The sequence below is a fragment of the Bradyrhizobium sp. CCGUVB1N3 genome (assembly GCF_024199925.1).
Classification (GTDB): Bacteria; Pseudomonadota; Alphaproteobacteria; order Rhizobiales; family Xanthobacteraceae; genus Bradyrhizobium.
Genome location: NZ_JANADR010000001.1, coordinates 4,218,109 through 4,239,929, shown reverse-complemented (window position 1 = coordinate 4,239,929; position 21,821 = coordinate 4,218,109). Strand labels below are relative to the sequence as shown.

The following is a 21,821-nucleotide window of genomic DNA, read 5'->3' as shown; positions in this document are numbered from 1 at the left end:
TCGCAACAGAGTCGAGCGGTTCTTCAATCGGATCAAGCAATGTCGTCGGGCGCGCGACGCGCTACGACAAGCTTGCAGCCAACTACCTTGCCTTCGTCCAGCTCGCATCGATCCGGCTGTGGCTGGCTGCGCGTCAATGAGTCCACGCCCTGTATTCCAGAAGCAGCGCGAGGATACGGAGAGGCCGCGGCGTAGTTGAGCGTGTACTCGTAAAGGCGCAGACGTCAGCTTCTGACAGGCGAAGCGGAATCTTGCGATCAGTTGGAACGTTGCCGTTCGCGACCCCTGGCCGACGTCGCATACGGCACTCACGCCAGGTTCCATTCAGTCATGCTGCTGACGCATTCTCTGTCTTAGTCGGTGAGAACTTAGAACGACATGCGAGGAACCACCCTGGTTCCCGCAACGGTTCCGTCGCCAGGGTTGGCACGAATCCGCAAAATACCGGCGCAAGTTCGTGAACGCTTCCGCGTTCGCTTGGGCATGTTTGGCGGCATCGGGGAACCGTACGATCGAGAAAATCAAAGGAGTTATGATGGTGTTCTGCTCGGGCGCCGCAATTTGCGGCGCCGTGGTTGCGCTTGCCGTTTCTGTTACCGTTGCCCGAAGTGAAACGGATGGAGTTCACTCAAGCGCTGTCGTCAATGCCGCCTGTGGAAATGCGATCGTTGGCGCAGCATCCATGTATAATCCGTTCAAGCCCGGCAAGGAGGAGGGCGGTCCGAACACAGCCTCCGGCGAGCGTTATGATCCCTCTGTCTGGGCGGCTGCCATCAAGACGAGCTTGCGTCAGAAATTTGGTGGGGTCCAATTTGGCGCGAGGCCGAAGTATGCCCTCGTCGAGGCCGTGGGCAAGAAGGTCATCGTCAAGATAAATGACGTGGGGCCACTAAGGCCTGGCCGCATCATTGACCTCAATGAGCGGACGATGCGCCATTTCGATCCAAGCCTGCAGCTCGGCGTTATTTCTGACGTAAGAGTTAGTCCGCTTGCCGGCGACTACTGGATTCCCGGACCGGTTGGCTGAACATCGCACCTGCAAGAAATACCACGCGGCCTTCCCGGACAGTGGGAACGCCGCGCTGGCCTTCTCGCCGCTGACCTTTCAGGACGATGCCAGCTCGGGCGGCAAGGCGCGGTCGGCGCAGTTTGCGTTGCCATCAGTTCTTGCCGCGCCGCTCAATATCTCAGCCTCCCGAAAGCCAGCACGGTGCGACCGTCGGCCGGCATGATGTATCCGGAGCCGGTCGCGTAGGGCACGAAGTAGCGGTGATCGGCGAGATTTTTCCCTGTCACGCCGATGCTCCAGTGATCCGTCTCATAGGCGATCTTGCCGTCGAACGTGACATATCCTGGTGTGAAATAGATGTTGTCGAGCGCCACCGCCTGCGCGGAGGCCGCGTAAAGGCCGGCCCCGATCGCGATATTCTGCAACCATCCGTCCCCGAACTTGTAGTTCACCCACAACCGGCCGGAGTCGCGCGGCACGCGCTCGAGCACGGTGCCGGGCGCGAATAGCTGATCCCTCGTGACAATGGCTTTCACGTGTGCGTAGCTTGCAAGGATCGAAAGACCCGCGAACGGCTGCCAAGTCAGGTCCGCATCGAACCCCTCTGCGCGCTGCTCGCCGACCTGCGTGGCGAGGAAGATGCTTCCCGGCAGCAGGTTCATGACATTGCGCCGCGTGTTGGTGAACCACGCGAGGGTGCCGGTAAAGCCGGACGGCAGCGCGAGCTTCAACCCGGCCTCGGTCTGCTCGGCATCCTCGGGCTTTGGCGCGCCGGCGGCATTGAAGAATGGGACACCGCGGTAGCCTTGCGAGTAGTCCGCGAAGGCCGATACTCCTTGCAGGAGATCGACCACCGCACCGAACCGCGGCAGCGGCTTCCAGGCATTGGTGGTAAAATCGCTGCCTGCCACCGTGTCGGTGCCGTGGATATAGACATTCGCGAGACGCATGCCAGCGAGCAGGTGCAGCCGCTCATAGATGTCCGATTGCCACTGCGCCGTCAGCCCGCTGTTGACGTAGAGGTTGTTGGAGTTGAACGCACTCGCGGTCGGCGGCGTGTATGCGGGAAATACTGGATTGGCGAAGTCGACGAGGCCGGCGAAGCCGAGATCGTCGCGAATTTTGTCGGCGACGTGATCGCTGTCCGCCCCGAACAGAACCGTGTTCCTGGTCGGCCCAATCGCGAATTTGGCAACAAGGTTGGCATTCGAAGCGATTTCGCGCGTATCCACCGGCAGGTGGAAGCTGAGAAACGGGAACGTCGAGCCGAACAGCGGAATATCGGTTCCGAGGAAATGTCCGAACTGCTCGAGCCGCATCTCGCTGACGTGGGTCGTGGCATTGGCCGACCAGACCGCATTGAACTCGTGATCGAGACGCACTGTCACGCCGTTGTAGGTCGTCCAGCTGCGGCCGAGATCGGGTCGGTCGGGAAACAGCGTCGGCGGAATCGTGAACAGCGACCGGTCGACGGTGCCCGCGCCGGGCAGCCCGGTGTAGTTCTGGAACGAGCGCGACGAGAAGCTACCCTGGATGGTAAGGCGCGTGCCGTCATTATCGTTGAAGAGAAACGTCGGATTGAGCGCATAGCGGCGGTGCTCGATCACATCGACGAAGTCGCCGGATTTCTCGAAATCCCCGGTCATGCGGAACAGCGCCGTGCCTCCGCTCGTGATCGGCTGGTTCACGTCGAACCAGGTGTTCCACAGCCGGTAACCGCCCGCGTTGACGCCGATCTCGGCGAACCGGTTCTCGGTCGGCAGCTTCGAGACCGTGTTGATGATGCCGCCGACAGGCCCGATGCCGCCCTGGTAGAGAATGCCGGCCGGACCTTTCAGCACCTCGATCCGCTCGGTGTTGGCGAGCGAGGTGTTGTCGCCGCCGTCATAATAATTCGGCAAGCCGTCGACATAGCGGTCAGCCGGAAAGCCGCGCACCTTGTAGGCATAGCCGATGAAAGTGTTGGCCGACATCGGCGTCACGGCCGAGATGTTGCGCAGCCCATCCATTTGCGCGAGCGGTTGCTGGTCATCGAGCACGGCGCGCGGCACGACCGCAACCGCCTGCGGAATCCGCTCGATCGGTGTGTCGGTCCCGGTCGCCGAGACCGAAGTGAGCGCGCGATAGCCGCTCACCGGGCCGGCGGTGGTCTGCGTCACGGGCGGGCCGCCGTTCAGCGCGACGCCGTCGGGCAGCGCCGGAACGTTGGCGCGTTGCGTCGTGGGCGCGGCTGGCGCAACCACAACCGCTGGCTTGGCAGGCTTGGGTTTGGCGGTGCGCTTGCGCTTGGAGTAGACCGTCACCGGCGGCAACTGCACAGATGGCTCGAGGCTACCGGACGAGTGTGCTGTGCGATCAGCGGGAACATCTTGCGCGCGGATCGAACCGATCTGCCCGATTGCAATGATGGCTGCGAGCGCCGTACGCCGCGCCAAACCAGCAGAAAAACGCGCATCACGCAGACCCGGAACGGCCTGAAAGCCGCCCGAACTCAAGCCTTTACCCATCAGGCTGCCCCAGCCATCTTCCGATCCAGCCCAGGATCGGTTCCCTCCGGGAACCTATGGGGTCAAGGCGAACAGCGCAAATCCAAGTCGCTGGCCTTCCGTAGTTTTACGGTGGCGCGCCTTTTCTGACCGCGATCCCCACCGCGGCAACCTTTGTGTTGTCGGTGGAAGCCCAAGTCGGTGACGGATCTGACTGCCGCGCGCTGACAGCGAGATCAAACTGAGCGTTCGACCTAAGGCGAATGACCAGCAGTCATTGTGCGATCAAGCAGGGCGGTCGTGTCACCATCCGTGTGGCCCTTCGTCCACTGTCGCATCGCGACGAGGTTGGCGGCGTCGTGAAGATACATCCCGATAGCCAGGCCGCGATCGTAGCTGGCCCAAAACCGCGGCAGGATCGAGATGCTATGGCCACCGTGCCCGGTGATCCTGACCAGTCCCGCCGATTCCGCATCGCCCATCAAGTTGCGGACATGGGTGCGGGAGACGCCGAAACGATCGGCGGCTTCGATGTAGGGTATCGCAGCGTTCGGATCGGCGGCATCCATTGCAGCCTTCAGCACAGCGTTCTGGATCAGTGGTCCCGCTGCGTGTGTGAAAAACAGCAGGGTGTCCGGCAGCGTCATCATCAGGCGGGCAGCCACGGGATTGAATGGGAGGCATGTGCTGCAGTGGAGGACGTGAAATGCGCGATTGCGCGACAGCACCGGGCTGTAATCATGATCGGGGAAAAGCATCGCAAGCGGGATGTAGTGCGTTGCGAGCCACTCGGTGTGATGAGTGCGCAGCTTGTGCGTGGACGCAAGCAGCCGCACGCGCCCGTCGCCGGGGACTCGACGCTGCTCGATAAATCCAACCTCGCGCAATCGCGCGACAAGATGATCCACTTGCCGGCCACTCGCATAGCCGAACATGGCCAGTTGCCGCTTTAGCGCAGCCACTGTGAACCAGGTCTCACGTCTCGAGGGGTCTTGCGCTGCCTCGAGCACCGCCACGCAGTGAAAGACGAGGAATCGGCCCGCCTCAAGCAACAGACGAACCAAAAACGGATCACCTTCGTACAGGTGTACGAAGCTGTCAAGATAGGCGCGCCGAGCTTCCGGCAGGCGGGGGTGATTTAAAATCTCGTCGAAGGTTAGCCGCAACCGGCCGCCGACAAGGCGCTCAAGTTCGTCTCGTTCCACGGCCGCCCCTCACCTTAAGCCTTAAAAGCCTATTAGCCCCCTGCGATCTGCGCAAGGTATTCCGCCAATCATGCCGCGATTGCACCTAGCTTGCTGCAACGGCCCGCTTTGGGCCTGGATGCTGGCGTGCGGCAGAGAGCTGTCGAACATCCGGAAAAGACAGGTCGATCGCGACGCTGCTGCGGCCCAAGGAATTCTCTAGCAGGCTGTTGAAGAAGTCTCTGGCGAAGCGTTTTGGATCGTGATTCCCTAGGATCAGGATTTTGCTGGGGTGGCACGATGCGGGGAAGTGACGAACGGTCTGGCTCGCTGTTCAGTTATGTTGACCTGGAGGCTCGGGTTCGCGTCGACCACCCGCTGCGGGCGATCAGGGATCTGGCAAATGCGGCGCTGGGCGATCTTTCTGGGGAGTTTGGCAAGCTCTACACGGACTTCGGTCGGCCCTCGATCGCACCGGAGAAACTGCTTCGGGCGATGCTCCTACAGGCGTTCTATGGGGTTCGCTCGGAAAGGCATCTGATGGAACGGATGGAGTTCGATCTTCTGTTCCGCTGGTTCGTCGGGCTTGGGGTGGACGATGCGGTTTGGGACCATTCAACCTTCTCGAAGAACCGCGACCGGCTGCTTGAAGGTGAGATTGCGGCCAAGTTCTTGAACGCGCTTTTGGCGCAGCCGAAGGTGAAGCGTCTTTTGTCGAGCGATCACTTCTCGGTGGACGGCACGCTCATTGAAGCCTGGGCTTCGATCAAGAGCTTCCGGAGGAAGGATGGCAGCGACAAAGATCAGGACGGTCCGGGACGCAATGCCGAGCGCAGCTTCCACAAGGAGAAGCGATCCAACGAGACCCATGAGAGCACGACCGATCCTGAGGCCAGGCTCTATAAAAAGGGCGACGGCCAGCCGGCCAAACTCTGCTATATGGGCCATGCGCTGATGGAGAACCGCAATGGTTTGGCGGTTTTAGGTGGAGTGAGCCAAGCTACTGGCACCGCCGAACGAGAGATTGCGCTTGCCATGATCGACAGGCGCGGGTGTGCGAAGCGGGTCACTCTGGGGGCGGACAAAGCCTACGACGTCACGCAGTTCGTGCATGACCTGAGAGATAGATCGGTTACTCCGCATATCGCGATCAATGGACATCTGAGTAAGACCGGCAAGCGGCGCAAGACGGCGGTCGACGCGCGTACCACGCGTCACGACGGCTATGACATCAGCCAACGCTGCCGCAAACGCATCGAAGAAGTCTTCGGCTGGATCAAGAGTTCCGCTGGCCTGGCCAAGGTCAAGCTGCGAGGCCGCGACCGGGTGGATGCCGTCTTCGTCCTGGCGCTTGCGGCCTATAATCTGATCCGGCTGCCCAAGCTTCTGGCGGCACCGGCATGAGCATCCGAGGTAGATGGCGGGTCGTCGAGACACCAGGCTACGACATGGCCGTGGCGGGCGCCTACATCCTGTTCGATGACGACGGCGGCGAGTTCGCCTTCGATTGCCTCACGGGCTGCATTCATGGAGCCTGTGACGGCGATGCCGTCCAGTTCGGCTGGCAGGGAAACGACGAAATGGAGCCAGCCAACGGTGATGGCTAGGCCGAACTGCGGGATGACGGCTCACTCGAAGGTGAAATCTGCCTCCTTAATGGCGACGACATCCCATTTATCGCGCGTCGCTCGAAGACTTCTTCAACAGCCTGCTAGCGCTTTTCTTCCGATACGTCCCTTGAAAGGAATTTGGATATGGTTCGACGTGCAATGCTTGGCCTGAGTGCAGCAGCGATTTGGATCGGTTCGGCCGCTGCGCAGGACGCTGCTCCGACTTATCAGGCCGACCCGGCGGTCTATAAGGTGATCTTTGAAGATCAGAACTTTCGTGTGATCGTCGCCACCTGGAAGAAGGGTGCGACGGATAAGCCGCATTCTCATCCGCTTCCCTTTGTGGTCTACGCACTCGACGATTGCACCGTGCGTGTTCACAATCCGGATGGCACGACCCGCGAGTTGAAGAACCAGGCGGGAGTGGCGACTGCGGGACCAATCACATCCTCGCATACAGCCGAAAATCTTGGTGAAACGGATTGTCGGGCCCTTCTTGTCGAGCGCAAGTAATCCATCTCAAGGCGATGCGTGGTGGTGTGGCAATTGCCGCATCATCCACGCTTGCATTTGTGAGTACAGGATGAGCGCGAGCAGGTCAGTCGGAGGGCGAGCGCGCTTCGTGGAGCATAATCGGCCGAATGGCAGGCTCCTTGCGCTCACAAAATAGAACGCAACACCAATGCCCCCATTTAGCCCTGAGCCGAACAACGAACGAGCCGTGGCCATGTCGGCTGTCTGCGGGAGACCGGACGCAATGCGATGATTGCGCTGACCGCCGGTTTTGACCCGAAACGGACCTCAGCCCACGTCGGCTAGTGACCAGCGGCAGGTTGATCTAGATCAAGAAAAGGGCGGGACACTCTGTCTTTAGTCAATAACGTCCGACAGCTCCCCCCAAAACCGACCGCGGGTCGAAGTCGGACCAACGCTGCATTTGGCCTCGAAGCACACAAACGAGGAAACAACCATGAGCGTGCTCAGACAACTCCAGGGCAATCTTGTCGTTTTGTGCGCCGCCACCATGATGGCATGCGCTCCCGCATTCTCTCAACAAGTGCAGAAGCCCAACATTATCCTGATCGTGTCGGATGACTTTGGATACGGCGACTCTGGCCCCTATGGCGGTGGCCCAGGCCGCGGTATGCCTACCCCCAATCTCGATCGCCTTGCGAATGAAGGCATGACGTTCTTCTCGTTCTACGCCCAGCCGAGCTGTACGCCGGGCCGCGCGGCGATGCAGACGGGTCGCTTCCCGAACCGCAGCGGCATGACCACGGTGGCCTTCCAGGGACAGGGCGGCGGGCTGCCGCAAGCGGAGTGGACTTTGGGATCCGTGCTTAAGACGGCGGGGTACAAGACCTTTTTCACCGGCAAGTGGCACCTGGGTGAAGCCGACTACGCGCTACCGAATGCCCAGGGCTATGACGAAATGAAGTATGCGTTTCTCTATCACCTCAACGCCTACACCTACGGTGATCCGGAGTGGTTTCCCAACATGCCCACTGAGCTGCGCGCTTTGTTCCAGAAGGTGACCAAGGGGGCGCTATCGGGCAACGCAGGGGAGCCCGCGCGTGAGGAGTTCAAGGTCAACGGCGAATACGTCAACACGCCGCAGCAGGGTATTGTCGGCATTCCCTTCCTGGACACCTATGTCGAGCAAGCTGCGCTAGACTATCTCGACCGCAACGCACGTTCGAGCCAGCCATTTTTCATGAGCGTCAACTTCATGAAGGTGCACCAGCCGAACCTGCCGCACCCCGACTTCATTCATAAATCACTATCGAAAAGCAAATACGCGGACTCTCTCGTCGAAGCCGATACGCATATCGGCCATGTGATGGATAAAGTCCGTGCACTCGGCCTTGAACCGCCCCGGGTTTGCCGGAGGCAATTTGGTTTAAGTTATGCCGCCATGGCGGGTTGTTCCAGCATGGCGTAGTAGCGTTGCTCGGCTTCGGCCGGCGGGATGTTGCCGATGGGCTCGAGGAGCCTTCGGTTGTTGAACCAGTCCACCCATTCCAGCGTCGCGAACTCGACGGACTCGAAGCTGCGCCATGGCCCGCGCCGATGGATCACCTCGGCCTTGTAGAGGCCGTTGATGGTTTCGGCGAGAGCGTTGTCATAGGAGTCCCCGACGCTGCCGACAGAAGGTTCGATACCAGCTTCAGCCAGACGCTCGGTGTATTTGATCGAGACGTATTGGCTGCCCCTGTCGCTGTGGTGCACGAGCCCGCCGCGATGGACCGGCCGGCGATCGTGCAGGGCCTGTTCCAGCGCATCGAGCACGAAGCCCGCATGCGCCGTGCGCGAGACCCGCCACCCCACGATCCTGCGGGCGTAGGCATCGATGACGAAGGCGACGTAGACGAAGCCGGTCCAGGTCGCGACATAGGTGAAGTCGGAGAGCCAAAGAACGTTCGGCCTTGGCGCCCTGAACTGGCGGTTGACGTGATCCAGCGGGCATGGCGCGGCCTTGTCGCTGATCGTGGTCTTGACGGGTTTGCCGCGGATGACTCCTTGCAAACCCATGTCCCGCATCAGTCGCGCCACCGTGCAGCGGGCAACATCGAAGCCTTCCCGCTCGAGCTGCCGCCAGACCTTGCGCACGCCATAGACCCGGAAGTTCTCATCGAACACCCGCCGAACCTCGATCTTCAGGGTAGCGTCCTGCCTGGCGCGCGCCGACAGCCTGGCAGGATCGCGCCGCCTGGCCACATGGGCGTGGTAGGTCGAAGGGGCGATCGGCAAGACCTTGCAGATCGGCTCGACCCCATGCGCCCCACGATGATCGTCGATGAAGGCGATCATGGCTTGGACCGGCGGTCGAGCTCCGCCATCGCAAAATACGCGCTCGCCTTGCGCAGGATCTCATTCGCCTGCCGAAGCTCACGGTTCTCCCGCTCCAGCGCCTTCAGCTTCTCGGCCATGTCGGTCGGAACGCCGGCCCGGTGTCCGCTATCGACTTCGTCCCTCTTGACCCAGTCGTGCAGCGTCTGCGGTGTGCAGCCGATCTTGGCCGCAATCGAGGTCACGGCCGCCCACCGCGACGGGTGCTCGCTCGCATGATCCAGAACCATCCGAACCGCACGAGCCCGGACCTCGGGTGAAAACTTGTTCGTCGTCTTGCTTGTCATGGCTCCATCCTCTCAGGAGTTGGAGCCTCCGGCAAACCCGTGGCGGTTCAGCCTAGACAAGAACACGTATATCTTCTGGACCACGGACAATGGCGCCTGGCAGGACGTCTACCCTGACGCCGGTTATACGCCGTTCCGTGGGACCAAGGGGACGGTGCGCGAAGGTGGCAACCGTGTGCCAGCCATTGCCTGGGGCCCCAAGATCAAGGCCAACACGAAGAATCACGACATTGTCGGCGGCTTGGACTTCATGGCCACGTTCGCGTCCCTTGCCGACGTAAAGCTTCCGGACAAGGACCGCGATGGGCAACCCATCATCTTCGACAGCTACGACATGTCGCCGATCCTGTTCGACGCGGGCAAGTTCGCCCGAGAATCCTGGTTCTACTTTACAGAGGATGAGCTCAGTCCCGGTGCCTTCCGCTGGCACAACTGGAAATTTGTCTTCAATCTGCGTGGTGACGACGGGGCCTTGACCGGAGGCTTGGCCGTCGACACGAACCTGGGCTGGAAAGGCGCTGAGAAATATGTCGCCACCGCGCCTCAAATCTTCGATCTGTGGGCGGACCCGCAGGAGCGTTACGACATCTTCATGAACAACTTCACCGAAAGCACCTGGATCGCTCCGGTAATGGAAGAACAACTAAAAAAGCTCATGAAGTCCTACGTCGATTACCCGCCGCGTAAGCTCCAGGGCTTCGGCTATACCGGTCCCATCACCATCTCGAACTACCAGAAGTTCCAGTGGGTCAGGGAGCAACTCGCGAAGGAAGGCGTCCACATTGCGATGCCCACCGGCAATTGACGCACAGATACGGCGACCTTCGGCCGTCCGGGGTTCACCTCTCCCTACGGGAGAGGTGTTCTGAGCTCTCGGCTCGCATCGATTCACCCAAAACTCATCACGCTTTAGCTAGCATTGCTACTCGCTCGCCTTCGCCCCCAGCCACGCCAAGATCATCTCCACGATCTGCGTCCGGCTCTTTGCCAGCACTTTCGGCTCGCTCAAATCGCGGTCGAACAGGGCGCCGAAGGTGTGGCGGTTGGCGACGCGGAAGAAGCAGTAGGAGCTGATGGCAAGATGTAGGTCGACGGCGTCGACGTCGTTGCGGAAGATGCCTTCCTTGCGACCACGGGCGAGGATCCGGTCCAGCGTTGAGATCACGCTGGCGTTGAGCTGGCGCAGTTGCGGATTCTGCTTCAGATGCTTGCCGTGGTGGATGTTCTCGATGCTGACGAGGCGGATGAAGTTCGGATTGCGCTCGTCATGGTCGAAGGTCGCCTCGATCAGCCGCCGCAAGCCCTCGGGCGCGTCGCAGCGCTCGATGTCGAGCTGGTCCTCCAGCGCGCGGATGTTGCGATAGGCCTCCGCCAGCACCGCGAGATAGAGCTGCTCCTTGCCGCCGAAATAGTAATAGATCATCCGCTTGGAGGTGCGGGTGCGCGCCGCGATCGCGTCGACCCGCGCGCCGGAATAGCCCTCGGAGGCGAATTCCTGCGTCGCCACTTCGATGATGTCGCGCTTGGTGCGCTCGGGGTCGTTGGTGCGCTTGTGGGCAGGGGGCATGCGCTTCAGCATCACTGTTTCTCCCACGCGTTTCTATGGATCACCTTGAAGGTGAAGGCAAATTTCGCAACTCCGGGCGGGGCTTCGATGCGGCCTTGCATAAACGTACTAGTTCGTACATTATGAAGGAAAGAGAGTGACGGCAAGTCATCGCAGCACCGGCGCAGCCCAACGTGGTCGCCGGCAACGACGCGGGATCTGCCGCGCATCACACGGGGAGGAATTTCATGACGTTGACGTCAACCGCATCGTTGCACGCACCATCCGCAACTGAAGGCGTACAGAACAAGCTTCCGAAGCGCGCCGCGCTCGTCAGCTTCGTCGGCAGCATGCTCGAATACTACGACTTCTTCATCTACGGCACTGCGGCCGCGCTGATCTTTCCAAAAGTGTTCTTCGCCAACGTCGATCCCGCGACCGCGACGCTGCTCGCGCTGCTCTCCTTCGGCATCGGCTATATTGCGCGTCCGGTCGGCGCCGTTATCCTCGGTCATTTCGGCGACCGCATCGGCCGCAAGACGGTGCTGCTGTTTACGCTGGTGGTGATGGGCGCCTCGACGCTTGCCATCGGCCTGTTGCCGGATGCCAAGACGATCGGCAGTGCCGCGCCGATCATCCTGACGCTGCTGCGCCTGTTGCAGGGCTTGTCGGCGGCCGGCGAGCAGAGCGGCGCGAACTCGCTGACGCTCGAGCATTCCGCCAACTCCAACCGCGCCTTCTTCACGAGCTGGACGCTGAGCGGCACCCAGGCGGGCGCGATCCTGGCGACGCTGGTGTTCATCCCGGTCTCGAGCCTGCCGGAAGACCAGCTCCTGAGCTGGGGCTGGCGCATTCCGTTCCTGCTTTCCGCGCTGGTGCTGCTGGTCGCCTACCTCGTGCGGCGGACCATGCCGGAGACGCCGGTCTTCGAAGAGATCAAGGACAAGGCGCAGGTCGCGCGCTTTCCCGTGGTTGCACTGCTCCGCGACTACTGGCCCGACGTGCTGCGCGTCATCGTCTGCGCGCTGATCGCGACCGTCAGCACCCTGACCGCGGTGTTCGCACTCGGCTATGCCACCAGCAAGTTCGGCGTTGCGCGTCCGACCATGCTGTGGGCCGGCGTGCTCGGCAATGTCGTAGCGCTGATTGCGCAGCCGCTCTGGGCCTTGCTCGCCGACCGGATCGGCCGCAAACCGGTGTTCATCGGCGGCGTGCTCGGCTGTGCCGTGCTGCTATTCCCCTATTTCATGCTAGTGACGTCGGGTAGCACGCCCGCGATCTTCGCCGCCGCGATTGGCCTGTACATCGTCTACTCCGCGCCGAACGCGATCTGGCCGTCGTTCTATGCGGAAATGTTCGAGGCGCGCGTGCGTTATTCCGGCACCGCGATCGGCACGCAGCTCGGCTTCCTCGCCGCCGGCTTCACGCCGCTGGTGAGCGCGAGCCTGGTCGGCGAGGGGCCGAACGGGTGGATTCCCGTCGCGACCTTCGTCGCCGCCTGCTGCGTGATCTCGGCCGCGGCCGCCGCGACGGCGCGCGAGACGCATAAGGTCGACATTGCCGATCTCGGCAGGCGGCGCGGCTAGAGCAGAGGTGACGTTCGCATGTTCACGCAGGCAGTTTCGACCACGAACGGGCCGGTCATCGGCCTCGCGCAGAAGGGCGTGCGCGCCTTCAAGGGCGTACCCTATGCGACCGCACCGCGCTTCGCAAAAGCGGTGCCGCCGCGCGCCTGGTCGGAGCCGATCGCCTGCACGGAATACGGCGCCTACGCGCCGCAGCCCGGCCATCTCGATCATGCGGATGAAGCCGCCTGTCTCAGCCTGAACATCTTCGCACCGGCCGCGGCCGATCGGCCGTTGCCGGTGCTGTTCTTCATCCATGGCGGCGCCTTCGTCACCGGCGGCGGCGCCGACTATGACGGCAGCTTCCTGGCAGCGCAGGGGCCTGCCGTCATCGTCACCATCAACTACCGGCTCGGGCCGCTCGGCTTCCTGCAACTGCATCGCCTCGGTGCCAGGCTGGTGGAGGCCAACAATCTCGCAATGTCGGATGCGCTCGCTGCGCTCGACTGGGTGCGCGCCAACATCGCGAATTTCGGCGGCGATCCCGATGCGCTGACGCTGTTCGGCCAGTCCGCCGGTGCTTCAATCGTGATCGCGCTGGCTACCCTGCCTCAGGCGAAGGGCAAGTTCGCGCGGGCCATCGCCTTCAGCGCGCCGGGCCGCGGCATCATGAACCCCGCGCATGCTGACGAAGTCGCGCGGCGCGTGATCGCGGAGCTCAAGCTTGAAAACGACGCGGGCGCCATTGCGACGGTGCCGCTGCCGCAGCTCTTCGCGGCGGTGGAGAGTGTCGGTCGCAGGCTGGCCGATGAAACCGAAGCTGGCACCGTGTTCGGCCCGGTGCTCGATGGTGCGGTGATCCCGCGCGATCCGATCTCGGCGATCGCCGATGGCGCATTGCGCGATGCCTCACTCTGGCTCGGCTCCTGCCGCGACGAGATGGTGATGTTTTTGAAGAGCACGCCGCCTGCCGCGATGATCGGCGTTACCGAGCGGCACATCCGTGCGTCCTTCGGCGACGCCGGCTTCGAGCGGTTGCTCGGCTGCTATCGCGCGACGGCGCGTCCCGATGAAGATCCTTACGAGGCGTTGCTGTCGGATGCATTCTGGCATCGGCCGCTGGCCGCGATTGCGCGCCATCAGAGTGCGGCCGGCGGTGCTGTCTGGCTGAACCGGTTCGATCATCGCCCAACGCTGGAGCCTTTCGTGTCGCAAGGGCCGACGCACGGCGCGGACAATGCCTGTGTCTGGGCGCACCTGCCTGACTTCATCGATCGCCCCATCCTGCGGCGCAAGGGCGGCCCGATGACGCCTGGCGATATCGAAGTTGCGGCGCGCCTCCAGGCCAGCATGCTGCGCTTGGTCGCGACCGGCGCGCCTGACACAGACGACGCTTGGCCGCGGTTCGAGCTCGGCAAGGAGCCTCTCGCCATCTTCGACCGGCCATTCCATGTTGCTCGCCTCAATGACGGCGAGCGCTTCCGCCTGTGGGCGGAGCTTGAGGATCGATCCGCCCCGGCCACAGATAACAAGAAGACGATGATGCGGGCAGGCTAAACACGTCGAGGTCCGCCTTGTAGCCCGGCGAAGCGAAATCCGGGATCTCGCAAACGGCGCCGCGCAATAGATTGATTTATCTCAAGACGGTCTCCGGAACGTGGGCGCAACCTTCGGAAGGTAGCGATACGTCCGGACAATCGGGAGGTGAAGCATGTACCGGCATATTCTCATTCCGACAGATGGGTCGGAACTCGCGGAGCATGGGGTGGCGCATGGCTTGGCGCTGGCGAAATCCCTTGGCGCCAAGGTTTCCGTCATCTTCGTCGTGGAACCGTTTTCAGAATTAACAGGGCGGTTCCTTGAAGCCGTCGCGACATATGCTGAAGTGCGCAAGGAACAGGCCAGGAGCGTGTTGGATCGCGCGGCAAAGGCGGCAAAGGGAGCTGGCGTTTCCTGCGAGACGATTCAAGTGGAGAGCGGGCACCCCCATCAAGCCATCATCGCAGCAGCCGAAGACAAAGGCTGCGATCTCATCGTCATGTCATCGCATGGGCGCAGCGGACTTTCCATGCTTCTCATCGGCAGCGTGACGAACAAGGTGCTGACGCAGGCGAAAACCCCCGTGCTCGTTTGTCAGTGAGGGACCACTCGGTGGGTCAGATCAATGCGCCGGGCGTTGGAGCTGATATCCGGTTGCGGTCAAAACCGCCCGTCTGAAGGCTTGCCATTCGCTTCCGGTCTACCTTCATGAGCTGACTATCCGAGGCGCGTCCGTACTTCGCAGCTTTAGGGAAAATGTTCGACGAGCAAGGGAGCCCCCGAATGTACGCCAATATTCTCTTGAGCACGGACGGATCGGATGTCGCGAGAAAAGGCGTTGAGCATGGGATTGCCTTGGCAAAGGCCCTGAATGCCAAGGTGACAGTCGTCACCGTGACGGAACCGCTGCCGGTCGACTATGGGAGCGGACACGCCTCGGGATGGATTCCCTCGCAGAAGGAGGTTGATAGCTTTGACGCAGCCTGCAAGGAACGTGCGGGCAAAATCCTCGATGAAGCTCGAGTCATGGCGGAGCAGATCGGGATCTCGGCAGAACTCTTGCATGTTCCGAATGCGCACCCGGCTACTGCGATCATCAAAACAGCAAAGTCTGGAGGCTGCGACTTGATCGTCATGGCCTCTCACGGGCGTCGCGGCCTCAGGAAATTTTTGTTGGGGAGTCAAACATCGGAGGTTCTGGTGGACGGAAGCGTGCCGGTGTTGGTCGTCCATTAGCGGAATTGAAATGATAGTGCAGGGCTAGGTGAAACTGGCCCTGGGTTTGAATGCCTGCGCGGACGTTGCGCGTCCGTCAGAACTGGATCTCGGGCGGAATGTCCTCCGCGCTGAGGCCGACGGTTTCAAAAGCCTTGAGCATCCATTCGCGGGTCTGGCCTAGCGCGCGGTTGTAGTCGGCCCAGGCGCTGAGGAAATCCTTGTAACGCCGATCGCCTTCGGCGCGGATGCCGAGATTGGTCGGCAGCGTGAGCAGCGGCCGTGGCACCGCAAGCTCGCCGAGCGTCGGGTTCTTCTTCAGCGTCGCGACCGAAAGCACGGCGAGCGAGATGTTGCAATCCGCCCGTCCGGTGGACACGGCGAGAATCGCCTCGTTGCGCTCCTTGAAGCCGAGGATCGTCGCTTTCGGGCAGTAGCGCCGCGCGATCGTCTCATGCGTCGAGCCGATGTCGACGGCGATCTTGACCTCGGGCTTGTTGATCTCCGCCCAGGTCTGCGGCTTGGCAAATCCCTTCTTGGTGATGACGGTGAAGGAGTGCACCAGAATGGGCGAGGAGAAGTCGATGACCAGTGCGCGCTCGGGCGTCGGGTTCACGGCAAAGGCGAGGTCGATCTTCTCGGCCTGAAGGTCGAGGATCTGGTTGCCCCAGGTCGATTCCAGCGTTTCGACCTTGGCGCCGAGCTTGCCGGCGATGTCGTTCGCCATGTCGATGCAGGCGCCCGACCATTGATTGGTGGCGAGGTCCTTGTGGAAATAGGGATCCTGGCCGGCGATGACCGAGATCCGCAACACGCCGCTCTTCTTGATGCGGTCGAGGGTGGAGCTTGGTGCGGTGTCAGCCTTGGCCGAGGTGGCTGCGGCCATCGCAGCGCCGGCGAGGGCAACGGTGGTGAGTGCGTCCCTGCGATTCATGGCAGTTCTCCTGGGCAGTTACCCCTGAACATCCAACCCGGCTTCTGGACTATTTCTGTATTCAGCTTAAAATGCAATACGGTATTTTCAGTCAAGAGAAAGATCAGCCGATGCGTGCCCTGTTCGTCGATGCCAACGACACGCTTGCCGCCGTCACCGAAAAGCTGCTGCGTGCGGACAGCCTCCCGGTCGGCATCAACCGCAACCCGGCAATCTCGCCCGACGACCTGCCGCGCCTCTTGGACGGGGTGGAGATCATGATCGTCGATCACACCGCGGTGCCGACGGCGGTCGCCGCGAAGTGTGCGGCTCTGAAGCACGTCGTCTTCCTCGGCACCGGCGCGCGCAGCTACATGAATCCGGACGAGCTTGGCCAGCACGGCATCGCTGTCCACACCATCAAGGGCTATGGCGACACCGCGGTCGCCGAATGCGCGATCGCGCTGATGTGGGCCTCCGCAAAAGGCTTTGGCGAGATGGATCGCGGCATGCGCGAGGGCAACTGGCTGCGCCGCGACGCCCTCCAGCTCACCGGCAAGACGCTCGGCCTGATCGGCTTTGGCGGCATCGCCGCGGAAGTCGCGCGCATGGCGGCGGGCTGCGGCATGAAGATGATCGCCTGGAACCGGACGCCGAAGACGCATCCGGGCGTCGAGTTCGTTGCGCTGGAGAAGCTGCTGGCGGAGAGCCACGTCGTTTCGCTGCATCTTTTGCTCAACGATGAGACCAAAGGATTCCTCTCCCGCGAGCGCATCGCGATGATGCGTCCGGGCAGCATCCTCATCAACACGGCGCGTGGCGCGGTGGTCGATGAGGACGCCATGATCGAGGCGCTTCGCTCGGGCCACATCGGCCATGCCGGCCTCGACGTCTTCACGGTCGAGCCGCTACCGGCGGGCCATCCGCTGACCAAGCTTGCGAACGTGACGCTGTCGGCGCATTCGGCGTTCCGTACGCCGGAAGCGAGCGACAATCTGATCGGTGCGGCGCTCGATCATTGCCGCCGCATCATCGCCACTGGCCGGTAGTTGCAAACATCGGGGACGGGCATGACGCCTGCGCAGGATATGAGAAGCCTTTCGATCTTGCGCGCTCTGTCCGCCTGTCCTACGCCACCTCAGAACAAGCCGACGCGCACTCGAGCGCATCGCTAAAGCCTTTCAGGGAGCTGTCATGACCATTCGTAACGCCCGCACCGGGGGCCAGATCCTGATCGACCAGCTGGTTGCGCAAGGCGTCGAGCGCGTCACCTGCGTGCCGGGCGAGAGCTATCTCGCCGCGCTGGACGCGCTGCATGACAGTTCGATCGACGTGATGATCTGCCGCGCCGAAGGCGGCGCCGCGATGATGGCGGAAGCCTATGGCAAGCTCACGGGCCGCCCCGGCATCTGCTTTGTCACCCGCGGCCCCGGTGCGACCAATGCCAGCCACGGCGTCCACATCGCGATGCAGGATTCCACCCCGATGATCCTGTTCGTCGGCCAGGTCGATACCGGCATGCGAGAGCGCGAGGCGTTTCAGGAGCTCGACTACAAGGCGGTGTTCGGCACGATGGCGAAGTGGGCGGTCGAGATCGATCGTCCCGATCGCATTCCCGAGCTCGTCGCGCGCGCGTTCCGCGTCGCGATGCAGGGCCGCCCCGGTCCCGTCGTGATCGCGCTGCCGGAGAATATGCTGACCGAGACGGCGGCGGTTGCCGATGCGCCGCGCGTCGAGCCCGCCGTGAGCTGGCCGGCGCCGGCCGATCTCGAACGTCTGACTGCGATGCTTGCGGGCGCAAAGGCCCCGCTCGTCGTTCTCGGTGGCTCCGGCTGGACCGCGGAAGCGGCCAAGGGCATCGCGCGCTTCGCCGAGCGGTTCGACCTGCCGGTCGCGACCTCGTTCCGCCGCGCGTCGTTGATCGAGGCCGATCATTCGCACTATGCCGGCGATCTCGGCATTGGGCCGAGCGCGAGCCTGAAGGCGCGCATCACCGGCGCGGATGTCATCCTGCTGATTGGCGGCCGCATGTCGGAGATGCCGTCCTCGTCTTACTCGCTGTTCGACATTCCCGTGCCGAGCCAAAGGTTGATCCATGTTCATCCGGGCTCGGAAGAACTCGGCCGCGTCTATCAGCCGACGCTCGCGATCCAGGCCACGCCTGCTGCGTTCGCCGCCGCCGTCGAGACGCTGAAGCCTGCCGCGCAGCCGGCCTGGAAGGGCGAAGCGGCCAAGGCGCATGCGGATTATCTTGCCTGGACCGAGACCGCGCGCGAGCTGCCGGGCTCGTTCCAGTACGGACAGGTCATGACCTGGCTGCGCGACCGGCTGCCGAAGGATGCGATCGTCTGCAACGGCGCCGGCAACTATGCCGGCTGGCTGCATCGCCATCATCGTTTCCACGCCTTCGCTGCGCAGCTTGCGCCGACCTCGGGCTCGATGGGCTATGGCGTGCCGGCGGGCGTGCTTGCAAAACGGCAATATCCGGATCGCGTCGTCGTCGCGTTTGCCGGCGACGGCTGCTTCCTGATGAACGGCCAGGAGTTTGCGACCGCCGTGCAGTATGACGCAGCGCTGATCGTCGTCGTGATCGACAATGCGCAATACGGCACCATCCGCATGCACCAGGAGCGCGACTATCCTGGCCGCGTCGTCGGCACGCAGCTCAAGAACCCGGACTTTGCGATGTACGCAAAAGCCTTCGGTGGTCATGGCGAGCGGGTCGAGCGCACGGAAGAGTTTGCGCCGGCCTTCGAGCGCGCACTCGCTTCGGGCAAGCCGTCGATCCTGCATTGCCTTATTGATCCTCGTGCCATGTCTGTCGGCAAGGACTTCGTGCCACAGGAGAAGTCGCGCTGATGTCGGAAGGCCGCCAAATTGCCATCATCGGCGCCGGCGCGGTCGGCGTGATCAGCGCCATCGAAGCGCTGCGCGAGGGCCATCGTGTCACGCTGATCGATCCGGGCGAGCCCGGTGGCGAGCAGGCGGCGAGCTATGGCAATGCCGGCTGGCTGTCGTCGCATTCGGTGATCCCCCCGGCCGAGCCCGGAATCTGGAAGAAGGTGCCGGGCTATCTGCTGGATCCGCTCGGTCCGCTCGCGATCCGCTGGTCTTACCTGCCGAAGGCTTTGCCCTGGCTGATCAAATATCTGCTGTCGGGCTGGACCGAAGCGCGCGTCGAGACAACGGCGGTCGCGCTGCGCGCGCTCCTCAAGGATGCGCCGCTCCTGCACAAGAAGCTGGCGGACGAGGCCGGCGTTTCCGAGCTGATCGAACGCAACGGCGTCATGCACGTCTTCCCTTCGCGTGGGAATTTCGACGGCGATCTCGGCTGGCGCATCCGCAAGCGCGTCGGCGTCGAATGGCTGGAGCTTTCCGCAGACGAGATGCGCCAGCGCGAGCCTGAGCTTGATCCACGCTACACATTCGGTGTGGTGGTCGAGGAGGCCGGACGCTGCCGCGATCCCGGCGCCTATGTCGCGGCGCTCGCCACTCATGCGCTCGCCAGTGGCGCAAAACTGGTGCGCGCCAAGGCGACCGGCCTCAAGCTCAACGGCAACAAGCTCGTTGCCGTTCTGACTGAGGGCGGCGAGATCGCCTGCGATGCCGCCGTGATCGCAGCCGGCGCGCGCTCAAAGCTGCTCACCGCATCCGTCGGCGATCCGCTGCCGCTCGAGACCGAGCGCGGCTATCACGTCATGATCGAGAACCCGGAATCAGGCCCCCGCAGCTCGATGATGGCGTCCGATGCCAAGATGGTCGTGAACTGGACCAACAAGGGCCTGCGTGCCGCCGGCACGGTCGAAATCGCGGGTCTCGATGCCGAGCCGAACTGGAGGCGCGCCGAGATCCTGCGCGACAATCTCTTCAGCATGTTTCCGAAGCTGCCGAAAAACATTCCGGCCTCACGCATCAAGATATGGCTCGGCCACCGCCCGAGCATGCCGGATGGCCGTCCCTGCATCGGCTATGCCCGCGCCTCGCGCGATATCGTCTATGCGTTCGGCCATGGCCATATCGGCCTTGTCGGCTCCGCCCGCACCGGCCGCCTCGTCGCGCAGCTCGTCAGCGGCAAGGCGCCGGAGATTCCGCTCGAACCGTTCGCACCCAGCCGCTTCCTCTGAGATCGCATCATGACCAATCCGCAAAACTCCTCCTCCCGTATCGCCCGTGGCGGCAAAGCGCTCTATGGCGCGCCGCTCGGCATCCTGATGCTGGAAGCACGCTTCCCCCGCATCCCCGGTGACATGGGCAATGGCACGACCTGGCCGTTCCCGGTGCTCTATCGCGTGGTGAGCGGCGCTTCGCCGGAGAAGGTGGTGCTGAAGGGCGCCGCCGGACTGCTGCCGGACTTTATCGAAGCGGCGAAGGAGCTGGTGCGGCTGGGCGCCGAAGCCATCACCACCAATTGCGGCTTCCTCGCGCTGTTTCAGAAGGAGCTTGCCGCCGCCGTTGGCGTGCCGGTGGCGACGTCATCGTTGATGCAGGTGCCGTGGGTGCAGGCGACCTTGCCGCCCGGCAAGCGCGTCGGCCTCGTCACGGTGTCGGGCTCGACGCTGTCGCCGGCTCACCTGGAAGGCGCTGGCGTGCCGCTCGACACGCCGCTCGTCGGCACCGAAAACGGCAAGGAGTTCTTCCGCGTCCTGATCAAGGCCGAGAAGGACGACATGGATATCGCCCAGGCCGAGCGCGACGTGGTCGAAGCCGGCAAGGCGCTCGTGGCAAAGCATCCTGATGTCGGCGCCATCGTGCTTGAATGCACCAACATGCCGCCTTACGCTGCCGCATTGCAGGCGGAGGTGGGCCTGCCTGTTTATGATATTTATTCCATGATCACGTGGTTTCATGCCGGACTGCGGCCGCGCCGGTTTGGTTAGAGGTCGAGAAGCTGCCCATGAACAAGCATCTGGAACTTGCCTCGGACAGCATCGTCGATCGCGTCTATGAACAGCTCAAGGCGATGGCCGTGAGCTACGAATTCAAGCCGGGCGAACGGCTCAACGAAGGCGAGCTGGCAAAGCGCCTCGGCGTCAGTCGTACGCCGCTGCGTGAAGCGCTCAATCGCCTGAACACCGAGGGGTTCCTGCGCTTCACGCCCGGCAAGGGCTTCTTCTGCCGCGAGCTGGATGCGCACGAGATCTTCGATCTCTACGAACTGCGCAAGTCGATCGAGATCGCCTCGGTCCGCCTCGCCATCAAGCGCGCCAGGGAAGAGGACATCGACGCGTTGCTCAAATTCCTCGAAGCCACCGGGCCCGATCCCGGCGAGCGTTCGTCGGTCGAACTGGTCGAGCTGGACGAGACCTTTCACGAGCGGCTGATGGCGATGTCGAACAATGCCGAGATGCTGCGCGTATTGCGCAACGTCAACGCCCGTATTCGCTTCGTGCGCTGGATCGACATGGACCGCGCCAACCGCTCCAACACGCAGGCCGAGCATCGCACCGTCGTCGAGGGCCTCAAGGCGCGCGACGAAGCGACATGCGTTTCCGTGCTGGAAAAACACATCGACCGGCGGCTCGATCGCATCACCTCGGCGATCAAGGAAGGCTACGCGCAGATCTACATGCCGGCGGAGAGACAGGCGGCGAATTGACCGCCTCACGGAAGCATCGTG

Annotated in this window: 18 protein-coding genes, 3 pseudogenes and 1 other annotated feature; of the genes and pseudogenes, 16 read left to right on the top strand and 5 right to left on the bottom strand. The window is 62.7% G+C overall.

Annotated features, from left to right (window positions below; translation table 11 throughout):
• Nucleotide 1: 1 nt before the first annotated feature.
• Both NLM33_RS20195 and NLM33_RS20190 read left to right on the top strand, forming a co-directional pair.
• Nucleotides 2-140 (top strand): annotated as a pseudogene (locus NLM33_RS20195) (IS5/IS1182 family transposase); the annotation flags it as partial.
• A 392-nt stretch (nucleotides 141-532) separates the two neighbouring features.
• Nucleotides 533-1,027 (top strand): RlpA-like double-psi beta-barrel domain-containing protein, encoded by a 495-nt coding sequence (locus NLM33_RS20190; RefSeq protein WP_371930126.1) that lies wholly within the window; start codon nucleotides 533-535, stop codon nucleotides 1,025-1,027.
• A 152-nt stretch (nucleotides 1,028-1,179) separates the two neighbouring features.
• On the opposite strand, the gene NLM33_RS20185 is transcribed toward NLM33_RS20190, so the two are convergent.
• Together NLM33_RS20185 and NLM33_RS20180 are read right to left on the bottom strand one after the other, a co-directional pair.
• On the bottom strand, nucleotides 1,180-3,516 hold the full coding sequence (locus NLM33_RS20185) for a TonB-dependent siderophore receptor (RefSeq protein ID WP_254097972.1): 2,337 nt from the start codon (nucleotides 3,514-3,516) through the stop codon (nucleotides 1,180-1,182).
• 233 nt (nucleotides 3,517-3,749) lie between these two features.
• On the bottom strand, nucleotides 3,750-4,700 hold the full coding sequence (locus tag NLM33_RS20180; protein ID WP_254097970.1) for a hypothetical protein: 951 nt from the start codon (nucleotides 4,698-4,700) through the stop codon (nucleotides 3,750-3,752).
• 279 nt (nucleotides 4,701-4,979) lie between these two features.
• On the opposite strand from NLM33_RS20180, the gene NLM33_RS20175 reads away from it, so the two are divergent.
• The 4 genes and pseudogenes from NLM33_RS20175 to NLM33_RS20160 form a co-directional block, all read left to right on the top strand.
• Entirely contained in the window at nucleotides 4,980-6,083 is a 1,104-nt protein-coding gene (locus NLM33_RS20175) for an IS5 family transposase (RefSeq protein ID WP_254094633.1), read from the top strand.
• Nucleotides 6,080-6,286, top strand: a complete 207-nt coding sequence (locus NLM33_RS20170) for a hypothetical protein (RefSeq protein WP_254094631.1) — start codon at nucleotides 6,080-6,082, stop codon at nucleotides 6,284-6,286. The genes NLM33_RS20175 and NLM33_RS20170 overlap by 4 nt, the downstream gene beginning before the upstream one ends.
• A 147-nt stretch (nucleotides 6,287-6,433) precedes the next feature.
• Nucleotides 6,434-6,802 (top strand): hypothetical protein, encoded by a 369-nt coding sequence (locus tag NLM33_RS20165; RefSeq protein WP_254097968.1) that lies wholly within the window; start codon nucleotides 6,434-6,436, stop codon nucleotides 6,800-6,802.
• Between the two features lie 511 nt (nucleotides 6,803-7,313).
• A pseudogene (locus NLM33_RS20160) lies at nucleotides 7,314-8,159 on the top strand (sulfatase-like hydrolase/transferase); the annotation flags it as partial.
• A gap of 35 nt (nucleotides 8,160-8,194) precedes the next feature.
• On the opposite strand, the gene NLM33_RS20155 reads toward NLM33_RS20160, so the two are convergent.
• Nucleotides 8,195-9,426, bottom strand: a protein-coding gene (locus tag NLM33_RS20155; protein ID WP_254094988.1) for an IS3 family transposase whose coding sequence is annotated in 2 segments (ribosomal slippage) — nucleotides 8,195-9,135 and nucleotides 9,135-9,426 — 1,233 coding nt in all. Because the reading frame shifts where the segments join, the coding sequence is not laid out codon by codon here.
• Nucleotides 9,026-9,142: a sequence feature (AL1L pseudoknot), on the bottom strand. (Overlaps the previous gene by 117 nt.)
• 52 nt (nucleotides 9,427-9,478) lie before the next feature.
• On the opposite strand from NLM33_RS20155, the pseudogene NLM33_RS20150 reads away from it, so the two are divergent.
• Nucleotides 9,479-10,231 (top strand): annotated as a pseudogene (locus NLM33_RS20150) (sulfatase-like hydrolase/transferase); the annotation flags it as partial.
• 117 nt (nucleotides 10,232-10,348) lie between these two features.
• Here the strand turns inward: NLM33_RS20150 and NLM33_RS20145 are convergent.
• Nucleotides 10,349-11,005: a TetR/AcrR family transcriptional regulator gene (locus NLM33_RS20145; RefSeq protein ID WP_254097966.1), complete on the bottom strand. Its 657-nt coding sequence runs from the start codon at nucleotides 11,003-11,005 to the stop codon at nucleotides 10,349-10,351.
• 215 nt (nucleotides 11,006-11,220) lie between these two features.
• On the opposite strand from NLM33_RS20145, the gene NLM33_RS20140 reads away from it, so the two are divergent.
• The 4 genes from NLM33_RS20140 to NLM33_RS20125 all read left to right on the top strand — a co-directional run bounded on the left by NLM33_RS20140 (nucleotide 11,221) and on the right by NLM33_RS20125 (nucleotide 15,312).
• Complete coding sequence (locus NLM33_RS20140; protein ID WP_254097964.1) at nucleotides 11,221-12,558, top strand: MFS transporter; 1,338 nt, start codon at nucleotides 11,221-11,223, stop codon at nucleotides 12,556-12,558.
• A gap of 18 nt (nucleotides 12,559-12,576) precedes the next feature.
• The gene (locus NLM33_RS20135; RefSeq protein WP_254097962.1) at nucleotides 12,577-14,094 is read left to right on the top strand and encodes a carboxylesterase/lipase family protein; all 1,518 of its coding nucleotides are present in this window, start codon (nucleotides 12,577-12,579) and stop codon (nucleotides 14,092-14,094) included.
• A 154-nt stretch (nucleotides 14,095-14,248) separates the two neighbouring features.
• Entirely contained in the window at nucleotides 14,249-14,677 is a 429-nt protein-coding gene (locus NLM33_RS20130; RefSeq protein WP_254097960.1) for a universal stress protein, read from the top strand.
• 182 nt (nucleotides 14,678-14,859) lie between these two features.
• Complete coding sequence (locus NLM33_RS20125; protein WP_254097958.1) at nucleotides 14,860-15,312, top strand: universal stress protein; 453 nt, start codon at nucleotides 14,860-14,862, stop codon at nucleotides 15,310-15,312.
• A gap of 76 nt (nucleotides 15,313-15,388) precedes the next feature.
• Here NLM33_RS20125 and NLM33_RS20120 read toward each other — a convergent pair whose 3' ends face one another.
• Nucleotides 15,389-16,225, bottom strand: coding sequence for a transporter substrate-binding domain-containing protein (locus NLM33_RS20120; protein WP_254097956.1), 837 nt, complete (start codon nucleotides 16,223-16,225; stop codon nucleotides 15,389-15,391).
• A 110-nt stretch (nucleotides 16,226-16,335) separates the two neighbouring features.
• Here NLM33_RS20120 and NLM33_RS20115 point away from each other — a divergent pair, with 110 nt between their 5' ends.
• From NLM33_RS20115 to NLM33_RS20095, 5 genes are all read left to right on the top strand, one after another.
• Nucleotides 16,336-17,253, top strand: a complete 918-nt coding sequence (locus NLM33_RS20115) for an NAD(P)-dependent oxidoreductase (protein WP_254097954.1) — start codon at nucleotides 16,336-16,338, stop codon at nucleotides 17,251-17,253.
• Between the two features lie 145 nt (nucleotides 17,254-17,398).
• A complete protein-coding gene (locus NLM33_RS20110; protein ID WP_254097952.1) occupies nucleotides 17,399-19,063 on the top strand; it encodes a thiamine pyrophosphate-binding protein in 1,665 nt (554 codons plus the stop codon).
• A complete protein-coding gene (locus tag NLM33_RS20105; RefSeq protein ID WP_254097949.1) occupies nucleotides 19,063-20,328 on the top strand; it encodes an FAD-binding oxidoreductase in 1,266 nt (421 codons plus the stop codon). Before NLM33_RS20110 ends, NLM33_RS20105 begins: the two co-directional genes overlap by 1 nt.
• Nucleotides 20,329-20,337: 9 nt before the next feature.
• A complete protein-coding gene (locus NLM33_RS20100; RefSeq protein ID WP_254097947.1) occupies nucleotides 20,338-21,081 on the top strand; it encodes an aspartate/glutamate racemase family protein in 744 nt (247 codons plus the stop codon).
• Nucleotides 21,082-21,098: 17 nt separating this feature from the next.
• Nucleotides 21,099-21,800, top strand: coding sequence for a GntR family transcriptional regulator (locus tag NLM33_RS20095; protein ID WP_254097945.1), 702 nt, complete (start codon nucleotides 21,099-21,101; stop codon nucleotides 21,798-21,800).
• Nucleotides 21,801-21,821 lie beyond the last annotated feature (21 nt).

Bases quoted from the DNA above. Each gene is read 5' to 3' on its own strand.
- NLM33_RS20190 (WP_371930126.1), top strand. From the start codon at position 533: ATGATGGTGTTCTGCTCGGGCGCCGCAATTTGCGGCGCCGTGGTTGCG.
- NLM33_RS20185 (WP_254097972.1), bottom strand. From the start codon at position 3,516: ATGGGTAAAGGCTTGAGTTCGGGCGGCTTTCAGGCCGTTCCGGGTCTG.
- NLM33_RS20175 (WP_254094633.1), top strand. From the start codon at position 4,980: ATGCGGGGAAGTGACGAACGGTCTGGCTCGCTGTTCAGTTATGTTGAC.
- NLM33_RS20170 (WP_254094631.1), top strand. From the start codon at position 6,080: ATGAGCATCCGAGGTAGATGGCGGGTCGTCGAGACACCAGGCTACGAC.
- NLM33_RS20165 (WP_254097968.1), top strand. From the start codon at position 6,434: ATGGTTCGACGTGCAATGCTTGGCCTGAGTGCAGCAGCGATTTGGATC.
- NLM33_RS20145 (WP_254097966.1), bottom strand. From the start codon at position 11,005: ATGCTGAAGCGCATGCCCCCTGCCCACAAGCGCACCAACGACCCCGAG.
- NLM33_RS20140 (WP_254097964.1), top strand. From the start codon at position 11,221: ATGACGTTGACGTCAACCGCATCGTTGCACGCACCATCCGCAACTGAA.
- NLM33_RS20135 (WP_254097962.1), top strand. From the start codon at position 12,577: ATGTTCACGCAGGCAGTTTCGACCACGAACGGGCCGGTCATCGGCCTC.
- NLM33_RS20130 (WP_254097960.1), top strand. From the start codon at position 14,249: ATGTACCGGCATATTCTCATTCCGACAGATGGGTCGGAACTCGCGGAG.
- NLM33_RS20125 (WP_254097958.1), top strand. From the start codon at position 14,860: ATGTACGCCAATATTCTCTTGAGCACGGACGGATCGGATGTCGCGAGA.
- NLM33_RS20120 (WP_254097956.1), bottom strand. From the start codon at position 16,225: ATGAATCGCAGGGACGCACTCACCACCGTTGCCCTCGCCGGCGCTGCG.
- NLM33_RS20115 (WP_254097954.1), top strand. From the start codon at position 16,336: ATGCGTGCCCTGTTCGTCGATGCCAACGACACGCTTGCCGCCGTCACC.
- NLM33_RS20110 (WP_254097952.1), top strand. From the start codon at position 17,399: ATGACCATTCGTAACGCCCGCACCGGGGGCCAGATCCTGATCGACCAG.
- NLM33_RS20105 (WP_254097949.1), top strand. From the start codon at position 19,063: ATGTCGGAAGGCCGCCAAATTGCCATCATCGGCGCCGGCGCGGTCGGC.
- NLM33_RS20100 (WP_254097947.1), top strand. From the start codon at position 20,338: ATGACCAATCCGCAAAACTCCTCCTCCCGTATCGCCCGTGGCGGCAAA.
- NLM33_RS20095 (WP_254097945.1), top strand. From the start codon at position 21,099: ATGAACAAGCATCTGGAACTTGCCTCGGACAGCATCGTCGATCGCGTC.